The organism is Orenia metallireducens (genome assembly GCF_001693735.1).
In the GTDB taxonomy this organism is placed as follows: domain Bacteria; phylum Bacillota; class Halanaerobiia; order Halobacteroidales; family Halobacteroidaceae; genus Orenia; species Orenia metallireducens.
Genome location: NZ_LWDV01000008.1, coordinates 426,396 through 443,858 on the forward strand (window position 1 = coordinate 426,396; position 17,463 = coordinate 443,858).

Annotated in this window: 12 protein-coding genes and 1 riboswitch; all 12 genes read left to right on the forward strand. The window is 32.3% G+C overall.

Annotated features, from left to right (window positions below; genetic code table 11):
* The first annotated feature begins 319 nt into the window (after positions 1-319).
* The 12 genes from mreB to U472_RS17375 all read left to right on the forward strand — a co-directional run bounded on the left by mreB (position 320) and on the right by U472_RS17375 (position 17,155).
* The gene (gene mreB / locus U472_RS06930) at positions 320-1,360 is read left to right on the forward strand and encodes a rod shape-determining protein (protein ID WP_141677952.1); all 1,041 of its coding nucleotides are present in this window, start codon (positions 320-322) and stop codon (positions 1,358-1,360) included.
* A 215-nt stretch (positions 1,361-1,575) separates the two neighbouring features.
* Positions 1,576-1,794: a hypothetical protein gene (locus tag U472_RS06935; RefSeq protein ID WP_068716840.1), complete on the forward strand. Its 219-nt coding sequence runs from the start codon at positions 1,576-1,578 to the stop codon at positions 1,792-1,794.
* Position 1,795: 1 nt separating this feature from the next.
* Complete coding sequence (locus U472_RS06940; RefSeq protein ID WP_068716842.1) at positions 1,796-2,113, forward strand: spore coat protein; 318 nt, start codon at positions 1,796-1,798, stop codon at positions 2,111-2,113.
* Between the two features lie 739 nt (positions 2,114-2,852).
* Complete coding sequence (locus U472_RS16530; RefSeq protein WP_141677953.1) at positions 2,853-3,122, forward strand: DUF4372 domain-containing protein; 270 nt, start codon at positions 2,853-2,855, stop codon at positions 3,120-3,122.
* Positions 3,123-3,215: 93 nt separating this feature from the next.
* Positions 3,216-3,770 (forward strand): transposase, encoded by a 555-nt coding sequence (locus tag U472_RS06945; RefSeq protein WP_281201082.1) that lies wholly within the window; start codon positions 3,216-3,218, stop codon positions 3,768-3,770.
* 407 nt (positions 3,771-4,177) lie between these two features.
* Positions 4,178-6,175 (forward strand): fibronectin type III domain-containing protein, encoded by a 1,998-nt coding sequence (locus tag U472_RS06950; protein ID WP_068716844.1) that lies wholly within the window; start codon positions 4,178-4,180, stop codon positions 6,173-6,175.
* A 378-nt stretch (positions 6,176-6,553) separates the two neighbouring features.
* The gene (locus U472_RS06955; protein ID WP_068716846.1) at positions 6,554-9,481 is read left to right on the forward strand and encodes a glycosyl hydrolase; all 2,928 of its coding nucleotides are present in this window, start codon (positions 6,554-6,556) and stop codon (positions 9,479-9,481) included.
* Positions 9,482-9,616: 135 nt separating this feature from the next.
* Positions 9,617-10,804 carry a carbohydrate-binding protein gene (locus tag U472_RS06960; protein ID WP_083189795.1) on the forward strand — a complete coding sequence of 396 codons (1,188 nt, stop codon included), beginning with the start codon at positions 9,617-9,619 and terminating at the stop codon, positions 10,802-10,804.
* Positions 10,805-10,948: 144 nt separating this feature from the next.
* A riboswitch (TPP riboswitch) is annotated at positions 10,949-11,055 on the forward strand.
* Positions 11,056-11,171: 116 nt separating this feature from the next.
* A complete protein-coding gene (gene thiD, locus U472_RS06965; RefSeq protein ID WP_068716848.1) occupies positions 11,172-12,005 on the forward strand; it encodes a bifunctional hydroxymethylpyrimidine kinase/phosphomethylpyrimidine kinase in 834 nt (277 codons plus the stop codon).
* 503 nt (positions 12,006-12,508) lie between these two features.
* On the forward strand, positions 12,509-13,792 hold the full coding sequence (gene thiC, locus U472_RS06970) for a phosphomethylpyrimidine synthase ThiC (RefSeq protein WP_068716849.1): 1,284 nt from the start codon (positions 12,509-12,511) through the stop codon (positions 13,790-13,792).
* 462 nt (positions 13,793-14,254) lie between these two features.
* Positions 14,255-15,922, forward strand: coding sequence for a carbon starvation CstA family protein (locus tag U472_RS06975; protein WP_068716851.1), 1,668 nt, complete (start codon positions 14,255-14,257; stop codon positions 15,920-15,922).
* 492 nt (positions 15,923-16,414) lie between these two features.
* Positions 16,415-17,155 carry a GntR family transcriptional regulator gene (locus U472_RS17375; RefSeq protein ID WP_068716853.1) on the forward strand — a complete coding sequence of 247 codons (741 nt, stop codon included), beginning with the start codon at positions 16,415-16,417 and terminating at the stop codon, positions 17,153-17,155.
* Positions 17,156-17,463: the final 308 nt, after the last annotated feature.

A 17,463-nucleotide genomic window follows, 5' to 3' on the forward strand; every position in this document is an offset into this window, starting at 1 on the left:
TATACAACTGAGACTACTATATAAAAGATTTTAAAGAATTATATATTAAAATAGTAGATTATTTTAAATATTTTTGCTAGTTTGATTTATATTCATTAATTAGATTTGAGAAAGGATGATAAATTATTTTTCATTAAGTGGAAAAATAATTTCGATAATAAGCTCAATAAAAGTTATTTTTTGTCGAATTTAATAGATGAAATTAAAGGATTTGTTGTATGTTGGATAGAAGAAGTAGATATATTTATTGTGAATAATTTTCGGTTGTCTATTATAATCTACCTATTAAAATATTTTTATCAAAGGAGGCCTAGATAAGGTGTTAAATTTATTTAAAAAGGATTTAGCTATAGATTTAGGAACGGCTAATACATTAGTCTATACTAAAAAGAATGGTATGTTAATAAGAGAGCCTTCAGTTGTAGCTGTTAGAAATAATAATAATAGACAAGAAATTTTAGCTGTTGGTGAAGAGGCTAAGAAAATGATAGGTAGGACCTCAGGAAATATTTTAGCTATTCGTCCAATGAAAGATGGAGTTATTTGGGATTTTGAAATGACAGCAGTTATGTTAAGTCATTTTATTTCTAAGGCGTGCAAAAGAAAGAGATTATTTAAACCAAGAACAGTAATCTGTATTCCATCTGGAGTAACATCAGTAGAGAAGAAATCAGTAATTGATGTTGCTTTACAGGCAAAAGCAGGGGAGGTATACTTAATAGAGGAATCTATGGCTGCTGCAATCGGTGCTGATATGCCTGTTAGTAATCCTGCAGGCAATATGATTGTCGATATTGGTGGTGGAACAACAGATATAGCAATAATCTCTTTAGAAGGAATTGTAGTAAGTAACTCTATAAGGGTTGCTGGTGATGAGATGACGGAAGCAATTATTCATCATATGAAGAATAATTATAATATACTACTTGGAGAAAATAAGGCTGAAGAGATAAAAATTAATTTTGGGTCTGCTTTTTTCACTAATTACTCTGAAATTCAAGCTGATACTAGGGTTGATATCTGTGGACGTGATGCTATGACTGGCTTACCTAAAACTATTGAAATAAATTGTGAAGAGCTTCAAGGAGCTTTAGCAAGTACTGTAAATCAAATAGTAAGTGCTGTAAAAGTAGTATTAGACCAAACTCCAGCTGAATTATGTGGTGATATTATGGATAAAGGTATTGTCATGACTGGAGGGGGTTCTTTGTTGAGAGGGCTAGATAAAACTTTATCTAATCGTTTAGGAGTCCCTGCATATTTAGTTGATAATCCTTTAGAGTGTACTGCTATTGGAGCGTGGAAGGTTGTACAAAGTTTGGATAAATATAATCGCTTTCTAATTGGGTTTAAGTCATAATTATACAATTATACTTGTATATGAAATTATTATCACTTACATACAATATGACCAAAATTAGTAATATGTTTATATAATATTATTTTAAATTTAATAATATTGAATTGAGTCGGAGTTCTTAGGAGTTCTGGCTTTTTTGATTCTTAAGTAGTATATTTTAAGTTGATTTAAACAATAATATAAATGATTTGAATTTATATAAAGGGGGTATAAAATTGAGACCATTAACTGAAAATGAAGTAATCACATTACAAGGATTACTTCAGATGGAAACAAACGGACTATTAAAAGCTAAAGCTGCACACATGATGATTACTGATGAGGACCTTAAAAAAGAATCTGAATCAGGGATTTTAGCTGCTGAAGGTCGGATTAAAGGGTTACAACAATTTATTTATGAAAACAATATACTAAATGAAGAGGAGGCTCATTAATATGCCATCTATGATAACATCATTATTAGGGGGAGAAGATACAAAACAGCTTAATGACCCTATGATAGTTAGCAATATGCTTGTAGAATCTAAGGGTGCAGCAGGAGCATACCTAGGTGCTATTTTAGGAGCTACTACTCCTGAACTTAGAGCTATCTATTCTAGTAGTTTAAATCAGATATTAGGTGGACATTCATCTTTAACTGCATTAGCGATTAATAAGGAGTGGTACAAGCCTTATGAATTAGCTGAGCATCAACTAGCTGAAACTTTACAGCATAGTGAAAAGCTAATGGATCTTGTAAAAACTGATGCTTAAGTTATAATTTTTATTATTGACTCCCATTATTTAATGGGAGTTTTATTTATATAGGTTGGAGAATATAATGTTTTTAAGTTATCTATTTGGTAAGCTATTTTTAAAGTTATATACTTAAATATAGTTGGTAATAAAAAACATTTTAAAATAATCCTTGAATAAATGTTATATTTATATTATAATAGGATTATCTAAGAGAGTGTATCAAACATAAAACTAAGATATACTCAAGAGTAAAATCTATATTTTTGTTATAAATTTATGATATTTTCTTATAATAATATTATTTTGTGTACAGTTATATTAAAGTACATAATATAATATGTATATTTTTGTAATAGTGGTATAGACCTCTATAAGTTCTCTACACAATCCTTCGACATATGTTGTTCAATGAAATACTATTATTTGTAATTATAAAGCTAAGCTAGTGAATTCAGAATTATCAATAGTAACTCTAGAGGAGAGTTTAAAAGACTGTTATTTATAAATGAAGTGCTGACTACTAGATCATAGTGTATTTATAAAGATAAATAATTTAATAAGTATATAAGAATCTACTGTATAAGTAAAAGGAGATAAACTTAATAAAGTAGATTCTTATGTTTATATAGTAATTACACTAGCGTTGCATCTAAATAATTATACAAAAAATATATTGCAAAAAGAAAACTCCTTTGATTAAATAGATGAGTACCGCCCAGTACAAAAATCCATAAAATCAAAGGAGAATCAATTTATGAATAATTGCACCTTACTTTTAAACAAATTTCTAGATATTATCGATAAGGATTTCTTCAGAGATCTAGCCAATAAATATAATTCAGACTATAAAGTACACAAGCTAACAACTAAAATACATTTGCTATACTTGTCATATTACAACCTTACAGAAAAAGATAGCTTAGAAGACTTTTTTGAATTAGCAAACAATAAAAATCTAAATAAAGTCTTGCCAAAGATAAGTAAATCTCAATTATTTCGAAAAAAAGAAAGCAGAAATTATTAAATATTTGTTGAAATTTTTCAGCATTTATTTAATAAACTTAAAGCTAGTAAAGGGTTAAGAAAAGCTTTAAAAGATATCGGCTCAGTAAAAATTATTGATTCTTCGACTGTAAGTTTGGGTTTATCATTATTTTCATGGGCTAAATTTAGAAGTAGCAAAGGCGGAATTAAACTTCATACTGTATATGATTTAAATGTTCAAACTCCTGAAAATGTTATTATCACCAATGCAATTATTCATGACAAAGAGATATTTGATAATTTGACTTTAAGTCCTAGTGTTACTTATCTTTTTGATAGAGCTTATATTCATTATCAAAAATTCGATGACTTTATAGAGAATGATATTTACTTTATAACAAGAACAAGATCTAATACTAAGATTGAATTTATTAGATCAATTGATTTAACTTCTAGAGATAAAGAAGTTAATATTTTATTAGATGCAGACGTTATGTTAGGTGACTATACTTTAAAAACTAAAATGAAACATGAAATGAGATTAGTTAGAGTAAAAAATACCAATAAAAATGGTACAAAAGAAATAGCTGTCTTAATCCAGATTTATAGTGCTTTAATTCTATTTTTAATTTTAAAGGTAATTAAGAAAGAAGCTAAGTTTAAAGATACTTTGCTTAAGCTTATTTAAAAAATAAAATATTCAATATTTTCATGTGTTAAAAGAATATTTAGTTGGTATATATGGCTAAATAGCCACTGACTTTAAAAAACTTGTTTAATTTGGATTAATTTTAATTCATCAAAGAAATTTATTCTATATTTTTAATTTAATGTTATATCACTGATTTAATCTATTAAATTTTAAGTTATAAATAGCATGTATAGCATATTATAATATTTAATCTTATTGATTATTTTCAACAATGCAACGTTAATGTAGTAATTAAATAATTTGAAGAGATAACCAAATAACAATTAGATAACTTCTTATTATTTAATTACCAAAATATCATAGATTGTTAAAAAAGGAGGGTTAAAGAAAATAGATTAAAGTTAAATCGGTGTAGTTAATAAAACTAATAAGGAGGAGAAGAATTGTTTACTAAACAAACTTTGAATATAGTGTTATTGTTGGTTTTGATTATGACTTTGTGTACATCAGTTTTATTTGCTGCTAGTAATGTTGATCATGGTGCAGAGTATATCAATGAGACAGAAGCCTTATTTTGGGTTAATGATGGGGGGAGTACATCGAGTCAAGATATTTCATGGGCAATTGTATATGTAGGTCCAGATCCAAATACAACTCTTCATGGTAAACCAGGATATACAATGAGTTATAATGCAAGTCTAGATAGATGGGAATATACTAAAACTGATATGAATGATAATGGAGGAAACCCATGGGAATATCAGTTTAACCTAGCAGGTCAGGAAAGTGCTGAATACCTTTATAACCATAGCGAAGGAGGAACTACAAATCCAGGATCACTGGTAGCACCAAGCTTAAATAATGCAGTGGCAGGGGATTCCCAAGTATCACTATCTTGGGGTAGCGTAGCTAATGCTGCAGGATATAACGTTAAATATGGAACTACAAGTATAGATGTAGGAAATGTAACAAATTATACAGTAACAGGATTAACAAATGGTACTGCTTATACCTTTACAGTAGCAGCCTATAATAGTAATGGTGAGAGTCCTGATTCTAATCAACTAACTGCTACTCCTACTATAAGTAATCCTGATGGAGTACTTTGGGAGGAGAACTTTGATACATTCAATTCAGATTTATGGACTAAGGTTACTAATGGAAGTGGTAATGGTAATCAGGAATTACAATATTACTTACCACAGAATGTTTCGATAGAAGAGATTCCCGAAGAACCAGGAAATAATGCCTTAGTTTTGACGGCAAAAAGAGAAAATTGGGAAGGTAAGTCCTTTACTTCAGGTAAAGTTGATACAAATGGAAAAGTTGCTATACAGTACGGTATAATAGAGGTTAGAATGAAAGTGCCAGATAACTTAGCAACTGGTTTATGGCCTGCAGCATGGCTATTAGGAAGTAATTATGGTGTTGTTGGATGGCCAAAATGTGGAGAAATTGATATGATGGAAATGGGGCATATGGCTAGCGAAAGAGCAAAATATGGTGTTGCAACAGAAAATCAAATGGTTACTTCCAATCAGTTCTGGTATTCACCAGATGCACTTAGTGATCAAAATCCAACTGGTGCTGCAAATCGTTCTTGGGAAAATCCAAATGTTACACCATATATAGATCCTAATACATTAACAGATAGATTCTTGACTTATCGCCTATATTGGAATCAAGATATTATTCGCTTTGCTGTTGAAGATAATGGAGTAGAGCATTTCCTTTTCGCGAAGGATTTCACAATAAGCGAAGACTCAGATGAATTTAGAAAACCATTCTTTATGTTACTAAACCTTGCAGTTGGTGGGACCTTTACAGATGCAATGACCCCTGGTGAAGTAACAGCACCACTTCCAGGCAAAGTCTATATTGATTATGTAAAAGTCAAGAAATGGAATGGAGTAGGTGAGGTTAAATTTGGTGGACCTGAACCTGAAACAGGAACTTTTGGAGTATTTACTGACAATACACCAACAAATAATAAGATAGAATCACCAAATATATATGCTTGGGAAGGTACTTTTGTTGAAGGAACTATTCCTCCATATGAAGGTGAGAATGGAATTGGGTGGCAAGCAGCCATGCCAGGTAGTTGGTTTGGAGGTCATATTGCTCCAAATGCACCACTTAATATGAGTAATTATGCTGATGGAAATTTGAGATTCATGATTAAAATCCCCGCAGATGTCTCTTTCAAAATTGGGGTTATGGACACTTATACCAACGAACATTGGGTTGAGTTCCCAGCTTATGAAACAAAGTATGGTCTTGTTAGAAATGGTGAGTGGGGACAGGTAACAATTCCAATTAGTGAGCTTAAAGGAGAATTGATCGCACTACAATCAATGAAGTCTTTGTTTGCAATTGTTAGCGTAAATGGTGATTTCTCTAGTTTCCAGCTTGGTATAGATGATATCTATTGGCAAGAGTAAAATTTTATACCTTAAGTATAATCAGATATTAATTTACAATTTAATAATAGCAAATATATAGTATAACAATTTAATTTTTTATTTATTGCTTTATATTTAAGAAGTTAGACATAATTTTAATAAGTATATAATAATCTACTGTATTAATAAGTCAAATAATTCAAACTTAATACAGTAGATTTTTATATTTATATAGTAATTAAATAATAGTAAGCAATAACTAAATATTAAGTACATAAGGTCTGATAATTGAATAATAGTACATAAGTTCTTATTATTTAATTACCTAATTAATTTAGATTGATTAGGAGGGGATAAAAGAAAAGTTATTAAAGTTAAGTGTTTTTAGTATATAAAAATGAATAAGGGGGAAAATAATTGTTTACTAAACAAGCTTTGAATATGGTGCTAGTGTTGGTAATGATTATGACCTTGTGTACATCATCTTTATTTGCTGCTAATGTAGGTATGGGAAGCTATACAGAATATTTACCTGCTGGAGAAGAACATCCACCAGAAACAATTTATAAAACTACTAATTTAACTGGAGCAGTGCCTACTAATAGTTGGGAAAGTTCAATCTTATGGGAACAATATTCTCAACCAATATTTTCACATCCTTTAACTTTTAAGGCTGTAGAATCTGGATTAGAAATAGGTACTCCAAGATTAGGTGGAGGTGGAATTGCTTATTTTGGTTCACATATTGCTGATATTACTTTAGAAAATAGTAGTATGGCTACAGCAGTGGATGCTAGAGCTGATAAAATAACTGATTGGACAACTGATGTATTGATGGCTGATGGTAGTAATAACATTAAAGCCACTTTAGTTAAAGGTAGCCCTTATGTTTATGCTACTTTTGCTGGAGGTAATCCAGTATTAGAGTTTAGAGAAAGTCCTGTGATATTTTATGGAGGATCAAATAGTCAATATTTAGGAATAACTATAGGTGGTGTTAGTTATGGACTATTTGCTCCAGCAGGATCAACTTGGAATGGAATTGGAACAACTAGATTAACCTGTAATTTACCAACTGGAAGAAACTATGTATCAATTGCTACTTTACCTGATAATAGTGTTTCTACTTTAAACTATTTTAAAGACCATGCCTATGCTTTTGTTACTGATACTAAGGTAAGTTGGCATTACGATGAAAATTCAAGTCAATTAATAACTAATTTTGATCTGACAACTTCAGTAAAGGAAGGGTCAAATTCTAATACTATTATGGCTCTTTATCCACACCAATGGAGAAATAATAGTCTGATCTCCCCCTTGGGTTATAGCTACAATACTTTGCGTGGGACAATGAAGACTGTAGCAGGTACATCATTCCAAACAAGATATACTTATAATGGTGTGTTACCTTCATTTCCTGATGTAGCTGATTTATCTAATCCAGGAAGTTTTGACGCGAACACTCTTAGTGGGTATTTAAATGAATTAGCTAATGAAGAATTTACTGGTAGTGGTAATACTTACTGGTTAGGAAAAACATTAGGTAAGATAGCGTCTGCATTACCGTTAGCAGAGCAAGTGAATAATGGGACTGTTGCCTCAACTTTAGAAAATAGATTGAGAAGTACTTTAGAAGATTGGTTTACTGCTAGTTCAGGAGAAAGCCAAAATCTATTCTATTATGACAATAATTGGGGAACTTTAATTGGTTATCCAGATAGTTATTATACAGCAGACCAATTAAATGATCACCATTTCCATTATGCATATTTTATTCATGCAGCAGCTCAAATCGCTTTAAGAGATTCATATTGGGCTTCTGATAGTCAATGGGGCGGTATGGTTAAGAAAGTTATCAAAGATTTTGCTAACTGGGACAGAAATGACAATCAATTTCCATTTTTAAGAAGTTTTGACCCTTATGAAGGTCATTCTTGGGCATCAGGTCATGCTCAATTTGCTGATGGTAATAACCAAGAGTCATCTTCAGAAGGTATAAATGCTGCTCAAGCAATTATTCTTTGGGGGGAAGCAACGAATAATACAGAGATTAGAGATTTAGGAATTTACTTGTATACAACAGCATCAGAAGCAATTCATAATTATTGGTTTGATAGTTATGGAGATGTATTTAATCCAGCTTATGGTCATGAGATTGCTTCAATGGTTTGGGGAGCGAAATATAGTCATGAAATTTGGTGGGCAGGTGGTGATGAAGAGGTACATGGTATCAATTTATTACCAATGACTGTTGCATCAATTCATTTGGCAAAGCATCCTAATGCTATAAAAGTAAATTATGATGAAATGGTAGCAGAGAATGGTGGAGACCCAGATACATGGGCTGATATACATTATATGGCTTATGCTCTTTATGACCCTTCTACAGCTTTGAATAAGTGGAGTGATGCTATTATACCAGAAGCAGGGGAATCTAAAGCTCATACCTATCATTGGTTACATAGTTTAAATACTATGGGGACACCAGATTTTACTGTAACAGCAGATACTCCTCTTTATGGTGTGTTTGATAATAATGGTATAAAAACTTATATTGCCTATAATGCTTCAAATCTTTGGAAAACTGTAAATTTCTCTGATGGAACAACACTAGATGTTGCTCCATATGCTATGGGGATTTCAGGAGTAACTACACCACCACCATCTACTGATAATCATCTAATACCAGGTAAAATAGAAGCAGAAGATTATGATAATATGTCAGGAATTGATACAGAAAGCTGTAGTGAAGGTGGAGAGAATGTAGGATGGATAGAAGTAGGAGATTGGATGGACTATACTGTAGATGTAGAGACTGCAGGAACTTATACTGTAGAGTATAGAGTAGCAAGTCCTCAAGATACAGGTGAAATCGAACTTCAATCAAATGGTGATGTGTTAGCAACTACTGCAATACCAAATACAGGTGACTGGCAAGCATGGACTACAGTAACAGTAGAAGTTGATTTAACTGCTGGAGAACAGACTTTGAGACTTTATGCAAGTGGACAACAATTTAATATTAACTGGGTTAAATTTACATTACAGTCAGTTCCTGAACCAACGGCAGATCATGGAGTAGAGTATATAAGTGAAGCAGAGGCATTATTCTGGGTAAAAGATGGAGGAAGTTCAGGTCAAGATAATGGATGGATAATTGTATATATAGGAGATGATGCAAGTACAGACCTTCATAGTAAACCAGGATATTATATGACCTATAATTCTAGCTTAGATAGATGGGAATATACTAAGAATGATATGCATCATAACGGTGGGGAGCCATGGGAATATCAATTTAATTTAACCGGTGCTATAGGTGATGAGTATCTTTATACTCATTAATATTAACCTCAACATTATCTAGTGGTATTTTCCTATTAGATAATGTTGAGAAATAAATTGATTAGAAAAGGGGTGATGAAAGGTATTAAAATTCAATAGCATTAAAAAAATTAAAAGCAAATAAGGAGGGGAAATATGTTTAATAAAAAAGCTTTAAGTATAATGTTTTTGGTGGTTCTACTTGTTAGCTTATGTACGTTGACTTTGTTGGCTGCTCCAATACCAGGGCGTATAGAAGCAGAAAATTATACTTATATGAGTGGTGTTCAAGTTGAGGATTGTGCTGAAGGTGGCCAAAATGTAGGACATATTGATGCAGGAGATTGGATGTCTTATGATATTAATGTGGAAGCAGCTGGAGAATATCTAGTAGAATATCGTGTAGCTAGCTTAAATGGTGGAGGAGTTATTAGATTTGAGCAGGATGCTGGTCAAACTTTATTAGGTAGTGTAAATGTTCCTTATACAGGTGGATGGCAAAATTGGCAAACAATTTCTCACACTGTTTATTTAGAAGCAGGCCAGCAAGAATTTGGTATTGGTGTACCTGCAGGAGGTTATAATATAAATTGGATTAATTTTAGTCGCGCTGATGGTAATACTGGGGGTTGGAAATTAGTTTGGTCAGATGAGTTTAATTATACTGGTCTGCCTGATCCTAATAAATGGGGTTATGATGTAGGTGCTGGTGGCTGGGGTAATAATGAATGGCAAAATTATACGGCAAATCGCTTGGAAAATGCCCGAGTTGAAAATGGTAATTTAATTATTGAAGCTAGAAAAGATTGGTATGAAGGTGTGGAGTTCTCTTCTGCCCGTTTAGTAAGCAGAAATAAAGGCGATTGGCTTTATGGACGAGTAGAAGCAAGAGCTAAATTACCAGGAGGTCTTGGTTCCTGGGCAGCTATCTGGATGTTGCCTACTGATTGGGCTTATGGAGATTGGCCCAACAGTGGAGAGATTGATATCATGGAGCATGTAGGCTATGAACCTCATATGATTTATGGAACCGTGCATACAGAAGCTTATAATCATATGTTAGGAACCCAAAAAATGGTTGGTGTAGAAGGTGGAGACTGGGAAACAGCTTTCCACACTTATGCCATTGAATGGTATACAGATAGAATTGATTTCCTTGTGGACGGTAGGATCTATCATACTTTTACTAAACATGGCGGTACAGCAGAATGGCCCTTTGATCAACGTTTCCATTTAATAATGAATATTGCAGTAGGAGGAGACTGGGGTGCAGCAGGAGGATATGATCCAAATGTTTGGCCTCAAAGAATGGAAGTTGATTATGTCAGAGTCTATCAAAGATAAAAATATAGAAAATAAAATAATATCAAATTATTAAATAAAATTGTAATTCTTAAATTGTAATTCACAATCAACTTATCATAAATATTCAACTTTGCAAAGTTGAATATTTATGATATAATAAAAATATACTAAAACCGAATATTTTCGTACCACTGGGGGAGCTCTGTTAGAGCTGAGAAAGAAATTTGATTTCTTGACCCCTTGAACCTGATCTAGGTAATACTAGCGTAGGGAAGTGGGCTTTTGAAGTGTATTTTATATACATTAAGCTATCTATTTATAAATTCAAAAGCACAGTTCCTAAATGGAGCTGTGCTTTTTTTAATTTAGCTAACAGCTATTAGCTAAAAACAAGGAGGTAATAACCATGAAACAAGTCTTGACAATTGCAGGCTCTGACTCTGGAGGGGGGGCAGGAATTCAAGCTGATTTAAAAACGATGACAGCCTTTGGAGTCTATGGAGCTTCGGTAATTACTGCTGTTACTGCTCAGAATACTCTAGGGGTTCAAGGTTTTGAAACAGTTAGTATAGATTTAGTTGCTAAGCAGCTGGATTCAGTATTGAGTGATTTGAAATTTTCTGCTCTAAAGACAGGAATGTTAGCTACTAGTGAGATTATTGAGGTAGTAGTAGATAAGATCAAAGAGTATCAGGTGGATAACTTAGTAGTTGATCCAGTAATGGTAGCTAGTAGTGGTGATATTCTATTAGCAGAGGAAGCTATTACTACTATTAAGGAAGAGTTGATTCCCATAGCTAAGGTAATTACACCAAACCTTAATGAAGCTAAGGTCTTAACTGGTAGAGGTATAGAGGAGGAAGTATCCTTAGAGATTCTCGCTAGTGAATTACATAAGCTTGGCTGTGAGTATGTTTTAGTTAAAGGAGGGCATCAAAGTGGAGAGATTGCAAGGGATTTACTATATGATGGAGTAGACTTTATTGAGTTTAGTGCTGAAAGGATTGATACTAAGGATACCCATGGTACTGGATGTACTCTATCCTCAGCTATAGCTAGTAATTTAGCTTTAGAGTATGAAATCAAAGAAGCAATACAAAGAAGTAAAAAGTACATAACCGAGGCAATTAAAGCTGGCTGTAAGGTTGGTCAAGGTAATAATCCAGTTAATCATTTTGCAGATAGGAAAAATTCGATTGGGGATTTTTCCTCTTCGAGTTTAAAATTAAACTCTACGTGATCATAAAGTTTCTCAAAAAGATGAAACTTTATTTCTCCGCACGAAGAGTTCAAAGAACTCGTAGGGGAGTATATAGTGTACAATGAGTTTGATTTAGAATGATTAATAAGTATATAGATTTGTGAATCTAAAATGAAATTTATCCAAAATAGTATCTAAAACATATAACTTTTGTCTATAACTTAATCTAACTATAAAATTTTTATAGAAACATTTATACTGGAAAATTTCAGTCTAAGTTCACGAGACTATATAGAAGTGCAACTCTAAAGTGAAATAAAAACAAAATCAAAAGATAGTTAGCTACGCCCTGAGGGTGCTTTTCCCGAAGAAGTACTCTTGGGGTACTAATTAACACGAATAGACACGAATGAGAAATAACTTAATAAATTAAAGAAGGTTTCAATTCGTGAAGATTAGTGAGATTCGTGGCAAAAATAAGATTTTAAATTTTTTAGAGTTGTTTATTTATATTGGTTAAAAAATAAAGGAGGATTTTAAAAATGACACAGATGACAAGAGCAAGATCAGGAGAGATAACTGCTGAGATGAAGATGGTTGCTGAAAAAGAAGGGGTAAGTCCAGATTTTATCCGCCAAGGAGTAGCAGAGGGCACAATTGTCATTCCCGCTAATAAGAATCATAAGAACTTAGACCCAAATGGTTTTGGGAAAGGTTTATCGACTAAGGTAAATGCTAATTTTGGTACATCAGAGGATTATCCAGAGATAGAGAAAGAATTAAAGAAGCTAGAGGTATCTGTAGAGGCTGGTGCTGATGCAGTAATGGATTTATCTACTGGTGAGAAGATAAATGAGACTAGAAGAGCAATCTTAGAGAAGGCTACTGTACCTTTAGGAACTGTTCCAATCTACCAAGCGACAGTAGAGACCTTGCAAGCAGATAAAGCAATTATTGATATGACAGTAGATGATCTATTTAATGTAATCGAAGAGCAAGCTAAAGATGGTGTTGACTTTATTACTGTACACTGTGGTCTGACTTTAGAGACTATCCGTCATTTAAGAGATGAGGGAAGGGTGACTGATATAGTTAGCCGTGGTGGTTCTTTTATGACTGGGTGGATGTTACATAATAATGCTGAGAATCCATTATATGAATACTATGATAGGTTATTAGAGATCTGTTATGAGTATGATGTTACTTTGAGTTTAGGTGATGGTTTAAGACCAGGTTCTTTAGCAGATGCTACAGATAGAGCTCAAATCCATGAATTATTGGTATTAGCTGAATTGGTAGATAGAGCTAGAGATGCTGAAGTACAGGTAATGGTAGAAGGACCAGGTCATGTTCCTTTTGACCAGATTGAGACAAATATTAAGATACAGAAAGAGTTGTGTAAGGATGCTCCCTTCTATGTATTAGGACCTTTAGTAACTGATATAGCTTTAGGCTATGATCATATTACTGCTGCTATCGGCGGAACCTTGGCAGCTACTGCTGGAGCTGACTTCTTGTGCTATGTAACTCCTGCTGAGCATATCGGCTTACCTAGTATTGAAGATGTTCGTGAAGGAGTAATTGCTAGTAAGATTGCTGCTCATGCTGCTGATATCGCTAAAGGAGTACCAGGAGCAAAAGAGAGAGATTTGGAGATGGCTAAAGCAAGAAAGAATCTAGATTGGGAGCGACAGATTGAATTATCTATTGATCCTAAAAAAGCTAGAGAGTCTAGAGATGATCATAATCAGATTTTAAAGGATGAAGAAGCTTGCACTATGTGTGGTTCTTATTGTGCAATGAAGATAGTAGATGAAGCTTTATAGTAATAAATATTATAATTTGAAGAGGCTGGGCTATAAGCTTAGCTTCTTTTTCATTATTAAAATTAATAAAAAGTAAAAATTGTCGCGATATACCCATAAAAAGACACTATTCATATTAAAATTTTAACTAGCACAGTACATTACTTTATGAAGATGATATTAACATATATAGAATAGAATTAATTGGTTTGATTATGAATTTTTAAAAGAGATTGACATAAGATTTGTTATATTATATAATTTCTAACTATAATAAGGAATGTTTGAAAATTAATAAAATATAGAGTAAATAGTGGGTAGGAAAAATTAAGAATAATGCTTGGTATCTGAGTCTAAAAGGAATATCTTTTTCCTTTCAGATAAGCTGATTAAAGTATATTTTAGAGTAATATAATATTAGAGAGTAGTAAAGTAGTGCTTTAATCAAAAATTAAAGAGAAGTTAGTAGTGAGGAGGATTTATATGAATTCAGTAGTAGTACTTATTTTTTCAATTTTATGGTTTGTATTAGCTTATAAGTGGTATGGTAAGAAGTTAGAGAAGAGATTAATTCAACCTAATGATCAACGAGCAACTCCAGCAGTAGAATTTAATGATGGGATGGACTATTATCCCTCTAAACCAGTGATGCTGTTTGGTCATCATTTCTCTTCTGTTGCAGGAGCAGGACCAATTCTAGGACCTATTGCAGCCTTTGCAGCTTTTGGTTGGGCTGGGACTTTACTGTGGATATTATTTGGAACTATATTCATTGGAGGGGTGCATGATTATCTATCATTGATGCTCTCTGTTCGATTCAAAGGTGATTCATTGCCAGAGATTGCACAAGAGGCTATCGGAAGAAGAGCTAGGAATTTATTTTCTGTATTCGTTTTACTTACTATAATTCTTGTTGTAGGAGTCTTTGGATTTGTAGCGGCAAAAACTCTTGCTTCAACCCCTAGTGTTGTTATCCCGACCTTTGGAATTATTCCTATAGCAATGCTTTTTGGATTTATGATTTATAAGTTGGATTTTTCAACTATTCTGGGTACAATTATTGCTTTGGCAGGCTTATTCTGCTTAATTTGGTTGGGGTATGAATATCCAATCTCTTTACCTTTCTCTAGCCAAGCAAACTTTGGAATCTGGTTTGTCTTACTGATGGGGTATGGATTAATAGCATCAGTACTTCCAGTCTGGATGTTATTACAACCTAGAGATTATATATCTAATTGGATCTTAGTTATTGGGATGGCTCTTGGATTTTTAGGAATCTTTGTTACCCATCCTACAGTCAATGCTCCAGCCCTTACTTCACTTAATTCAGCAAGTGGACCAATTTGGCCAACAATCTGTATCGTTGTGGCCTGTGGGGCAATTTCAGGATTCCATTCTATAATTGCTAGTGGAACGACCTCTAAGCAGTTAGCAAAGGAGTCCGATGGTCGTTTAATTGGTTATGGGACTATGTTGACAGAGGGCCTACTTGCAGTTATCGCCTTATTAGCAGTAAGTGCGGGTCTATTCTGGGATGCACCTGTTGGGATGGAGAAGTTTGGGTTTTTAAGTGTATTAAATAGCGGTGGACCTATCAAAGCCTTTGGTTTAGGATATGGGAGACTTGTAGAACCTTTTATTGGAACCTTTGGTATGCTCTTTGGGATTACTATGTTAAAGACCTTTGTTATGACTACCTTGGATACTTGTATTAGATTGGGCAGGATGATTAGTGCCGAGCTTGTAGGACCAAAAGTTCCTCTTTTAAAAAATAAGTTTGCTGGTTCTATTTTTATTGCGATTCCAGCTTTCTTTGTAGGCTATACTGGAACCTATAATATTATTTGGCCAATCTTTGGAGCAGCAAACCAATTGATTGGGGCATTATCATTGTTAGTAATTACAGCTTACTTGGTTGGAGTTAAGAAACCTACCAAATATACTTTATATCCAGCCATCTTTATGGTTATTACAACAATAGCTTCTTTGTTATACCAAGGTTATAACTTCTTAGTTAAATCTAATCCTGATTATATATTAGGAGGTACTGCAATTGTATTGATTGTATTGGCAGTTGTAGTAGCAGATGAGGCTAGAAAGATTGTAACTCAGGGTAAAGGCGACAATCTTGAAGTAGAATTACAATCATAATTGGTTAACAAAAGATCCAACTTAATAAGTTGGATCTTTTGTCTTTAAGGAAAGTATGCATTTTTAGAGGTTGTGGATAAATTTTATTAATATCAGTAGTCTGTAGTATGTAGTAAAGATTAAGAAATAGAGCCTTTTTGAAAAAAGAAATGGATACATACCCTGAAAAAAATTGTTTTTATTTTCTGAGGAAGTACTCTTGGGCTGGAGTTTCACTAATTAAAAATTAAGAACAATTTGGATACAGACTAAGGTCTGACTGAGAGCCAACTAAAAATTTAAAATTTTTAAAGTTAGGTTTTGATCAGAGTTTAGTCTACGTGTAAAATAATTGATTATTGGTATGAAATAGATATATAAATTAAATAATTTATATACACTTGACAAGAATATAACATCATGTATATAATATTGGTATATACAATATAATATATTAATAATATGAGCTATATAATATTTTAGCTGTTTAATAGATAAGGAGAATTAATTAATATGAAAAGAGTTTCGAAAGATAATCCATTACCTTTGTATTATCAATTAAAAGAAATATTACAAGAAATGATAGAAAACAATATATTAGAAGCAGGAGACCCTATTCCTACTGAAAGAGAATTGTCTGAAATGCATAGTATAAGTAGGATGACTGTAAGAAAAGCAATTATGGACTTAGTTAATGAAGGACTAGTATATAGAGAACAAGGAAGAGGTACTTTTGTTGCTGATACTGAATCTAAACTAAAATATCAATTATCTAAACTTAAAGGCTTTACTCAGATTATGAAAGAAAAAGGATTAAAAACTAAAACTAAAATTTTATATTTTGAGTTAAAAGAAGCGACAAAGAAAGTTAGAAATCATTTAAAGATGCCAAATGACAAAAATAAGGTAATAGAAGTGAATAGGTTAAGAATTGTCGAAGAAGAACCTTTTGCTATAGAAACTGTTTGGATTCCTTATGATTTATGTCCAAATATGAGTCAAGAGATGCTTGAAAATAATTCCTTTTATAGTATATTAGAGAATGAATATGGTTATAATTTAGACTATGCTAAGCAGACTATAGAACCTAGAATTTTAACTGAATATGAGAGTGATTTATTAACAGTAGAAGAATCTGCATTGGCTTTACTATTTAGACGAACAACATACTTAAAAAATGGTAGAGTAATAGAGTATACTAAAGCAGTCTATAGAAGTGACAAATATAAACATGAAGTAATTCTTAATTATTAGTGTAGGAGATACGAATATAAGTTAACAATTGGAGTTTTATTCTTATTATCTTGACAAAGTGATTGTAGAGTTGTATAATAAAATCAAGAAAATTGGTATATACATTATGTTATATATATGATGTTTGTGATTAGCAATAAAGTATATAAAAAAATAAATATACTTTATTGGTTTTTTTATAATAATATTTTATAAGTAAATTGGTATATACAATATATCATATATATGATATATGAAAATAGTTCACTAAAAAATAAAAGTGAATAAGAGTAGATATATTAAAGTAATTTATGGTATTAGTATAATAT

What these genes read in the sequence shown, in the direction of transcription:
- U472_RS06940 (WP_068716842.1), top strand. Translation starts at nt 1,796, where the DNA reads ATGCCATCTATGATAACATCATTATTAGGGGGAGAAGATACAAAACAG.
- U472_RS06975 (WP_068716851.1), top strand. Translation starts at nt 14,255, where the DNA reads ATGAATTCAGTAGTAGTACTTATTTTTTCAATTTTATGGTTTGTATTA.
- U472_RS16530 (WP_141677953.1), top strand. Translation starts at nt 2,853, where the DNA reads ATGAATAATTGCACCTTACTTTTAAACAAATTTCTAGATATTATCGAT.
- thiD (WP_068716848.1), top strand. Translation starts at nt 11,172, where the DNA reads ATGAAACAAGTCTTGACAATTGCAGGCTCTGACTCTGGAGGGGGGGCA.
- thiC (WP_068716849.1), top strand. Translation starts at nt 12,509, where the DNA reads ATGACACAGATGACAAGAGCAAGATCAGGAGAGATAACTGCTGAGATG.
- U472_RS17375 (WP_068716853.1), top strand. Translation starts at nt 16,415, where the DNA reads ATGAAAAGAGTTTCGAAAGATAATCCATTACCTTTGTATTATCAATTA.
- U472_RS06960 (WP_083189795.1), top strand. Translation starts at nt 9,617, where the DNA reads ATGTTTAATAAAAAAGCTTTAAGTATAATGTTTTTGGTGGTTCTACTT.